At 61.8% G+C, this 3,190-nt stretch carries 3 protein-coding genes and 1 pseudogene; all 4 read right to left on the reverse strand.

Going from position 1 to position 3,190, the window contains the following annotated elements; genetic code table 11:
- The coding region (locus JOY90_RS04660) for an ABC transporter ATP-binding protein (RefSeq protein WP_291689982.1) at positions 1 to 863 on the reverse strand (863 nt) is incomplete at its 3' end.
- A 12-nt stretch (positions 864 to 875) separates the two neighbouring features.
- Complete coding sequence (locus JOY90_RS04665) at positions 876 to 1,700, reverse strand: carbohydrate ABC transporter permease (protein ID WP_291689983.1); 825 nt, start codon at positions 1,698 to 1,700, stop codon at positions 876 to 878.
- 26 nt (positions 1,701 to 1,726) lie between these two features.
- Positions 1,727 to 2,668 (reverse strand): carbohydrate ABC transporter permease, encoded by a 942-nt coding sequence (locus tag JOY90_RS04670; RefSeq protein WP_291689984.1) that lies wholly within the window; start codon positions 2,666 to 2,668, stop codon positions 1,727 to 1,729.
- Positions 2,669 to 2,794: 126 nt separating this feature from the next.
- Positions 2,795 to 3,190: pseudogene (locus JOY90_RS04675) on the reverse strand (ABC transporter substrate-binding protein); the annotation flags it as partial.

The raw sequence follows: 3,190 nt of genomic DNA on the forward strand, positions 1-3,190 counted from the left end.
TGCTCGGGCCGCAGGCCCAGGATGATTTGGGCGCCGTTGCCGGCGATCGGAGTGCGACCGCGGGGCAGCGCGAGTACGGGTCCGACATCGCCGATCCTCACAACCGCGCCATCGGTCCCTCCCTCGAGATGCCCCTTGAGAAAGTTCATACGCGGTGAGCCGAGAAAGCCGGCCACGAACAAGGTCGCCGGCTGCTCGAAGAGGTCGAGCGGCGCGCCCTGCTGCTCGATGAGGCCGTCGCGCAACAGCACGATGCGGTCCGCAAGCGTCATGGCCTCGACCTGATCGTGAGTGACATAAATCATGGTTGTGACGATCTCCTGATGCAGGCGCTTGATCTCGCCGCGCATCTCATCGCGTAGTTGAGCGTCGAGATTGGAGAGGGGCTCGTCGAAGAGGAAGACACGCGGATTGCGCACGATGGCGCGCCCAATCGCGACCCGCTGTCGCTGCCCTCCGGACAGTTGCCTTGGATAGCGTTCCAGCAAGGCTTCGATGCCCAGCATATCGGTGACGCGCCTGACACGCTTCTCGATCTCCGGCTTCGCCATGCGGCGCGCGCGCAAGCTGAGCGAGATGTTGCCGAATACGGTCATGTGGGGATAGAGCGCATAATCTTGGAAGACCATCGCCACATCGCGGTCGCGCGGGCGCATGGCGTTGACCACTTGACCGCCAATCTCGATGGTACCTTCGTCGATTTCCTCCAGACCGGCGATGGTGCGTAACAGTGTACTTTTTCCGCAACCTGACGGGCCGACCAGCACGGTGAACTCCCCGTCGGCGATGTCGAGATCGACGCCTCTCACCGCGTGGATCGGACCAAAATGCTTGTGAAGGGCGGACACCTTGACGCTCGCCATGCTACTGCTCCGTCATCCGCGCAACGCCCCGAGCGTAAGGCCGCGCACCAAATGGCGCTGCACCAACATGCCGAGCACGATCGATGGCACGAGTGATGTGGTCGCGAGCGCGCAGGCCTCGCCGTACTGGGCGCCCTGGAAACCCAGGAAGGCGCGAAAGATCGTCGGCAGCGTGAAAGCATAGCGGCTGGTCAGGATCAGCGCGAAGAAGAACTCCGTCCATATCGAGATGAACACGAACACAGCGGCGGCGGCGACTCCGGGCGCAGCGAGCGGAACTGCCACCATACGGAAAGCCTGCCAGCGGCTGAGCCCATCGACGAGCGCCGCATCCTCGAGCGACTTCGGCAACTGACGGAAGTAGGCGTACATCATCCACACCGAGAGCGGCAGGGTCATAAAGGTATAGGCGAGGATCAATCCAATATGGGTATCGTAGAGTCCCCAGCCGCGAAACAGCAGGAAGATCGGCAAGACGATCGCGACCGGCGGCAGGAAGCGTTGCGACAACACCCAGAAGGCGAGATGCTGTCCTCCGGTGCGGAAGCGCGCCAGACTATAGGCCATCATGGTCCCCATGGTTGCCGAAAGTAGCGTCGCCGCCGACGAGATGATCAGGCTGTTGATGAGCCCTTGCAGCCCGCGATAGGAGAACAGGGCCGCCGTATAGTGGACGATGGTCGGCTCGGTTGGGAACCAGACCGGCGGCACGGTCAAGTAATCCTTGCTGGGCTTGATCGAGGTGATGATCACCCAATAGAGAGGTACCAAGACGAAGATCACGAAAATGCCGACGACCAGGAAGCGCGCGCCGTTGACGCGTAGATCGCGCAGCAAGAACCTCCGGGAAGAGCGCCGCGACGTCATGCGGCTTCCGCACGGAGCAGGCGCCGCACCAGCACCATGATGACGACGGAAAGGAGGATCAGGAATAGCCAGCTTCCCGCCGTCGCGATCGACAAATGGAATTGCTGGAAGCCGATCTGATAGAGGTAGAAGGAGGCCGTGTAGGTCTCCGTGCCCGGGCCGCCGCCGGTCAGCATGAAGATGATATCGAACAGCTTCACCGCATCCAGCAGGCGGAAGGTGAGCGCGAGAAGAATGATCGGGGCGAGCTGGGGCAAGGTGACGTAGAAGAAGGTCCGCAGGCTGCCAACCCCGTCGAGCTCCGCCGCCTCGTAGAGATGCTGCGGGATCGCCGCAAGTCCGGCGAGCAGGATGACGAACATGAAGGGGGTCCATTGCCAGACGTCGGCGATGATGATGGCGAGGTAGACCCAGGGCACCTCACCGACCCAGCTAATGTTCACGGGATGACCGAGAATTTTACCGAGCAGATAGTCGGCGGGACCGAAGGGTCTCTGCAGGAAGAGTGCCCATGACTGGCCGACGATGACCGGACTGATGAAGAGAGGCACGATCAGGATCGACATGACGATGCCGCGCCCGCGGAACGTCTTCACCATGGCGAGGGCGAGCCCGAGCCCGAGCAAGAACTCGATGGTGACGACGGTGAGCGAAAGCAAAATCGTAAGGATAAGCGATGACCGGGCGAGCGGGTCCTGAACGACTTGCGAGAAATTCTCCAGCCCGACGAAATCATGTCCGGGGATCTGGAAATCGTAGTTGACGAAATTGACCCACATCGAGAACAGCAGCGGGTAGATCGATAAAGCCAGAATCAGGAGCGCGGCCGGCGCGATCATCAGCCATTTGAAATGGCGGTCGGTCCAGGCCGACAACCCACGGCCGAGCTTGCCCGCCGAAGCGGGTGGCAGCGTATCCGCGGGTGCGAGCTGAGCCATTCGCGGTCCCGATCTTGATGCTCATCTCCTTGGCGAGATTGGGCGCGGCACACCTCCCGCGTCCAATCAAAGTGCGGTCCCTGCTTGGCAAAGCCCTCTGCGCGCAGTCGTAGACCGCTAGATCACTCAGGTGATATGCACGGCCTGGCCGAGTTTATCGATCGTATGGTCCGCATAAGAGCCGGGCACCTGCAGGAATTCCTGGTAGGCCGATTTCTGGGACGCAGCGCCCAGGCGCTGCGTTGCCGCGTCCCATTCGGCAGCGGCCTTCTGCAGCGCTGCCTTCGGATCTTCACCGCCCCACACAGCGGTGCACATACGGTCGATGGACAGCGCGTAGTCTTGCCAACCAGGCATGATCATGTCGACCACCGCCGTGTTCGAGCATTCGCAAAGCGTGATCAGGTAGTCCTTCGCGGCTGGCCACAGCGCCCGATATTGCTCGGACTTATAGGTCGACAGTCGGTAGGGATCGCGCAGCGTGTAGGGCAGCATGGTGCGGACCAGCGATAGCGGTGGGGC

This window comes from Bradyrhizobium sp., assembly GCF_019242285.1.
GTDB lineage: Bacteria > Pseudomonadota > Alphaproteobacteria > Rhizobiales > Xanthobacteraceae > Bradyrhizobium.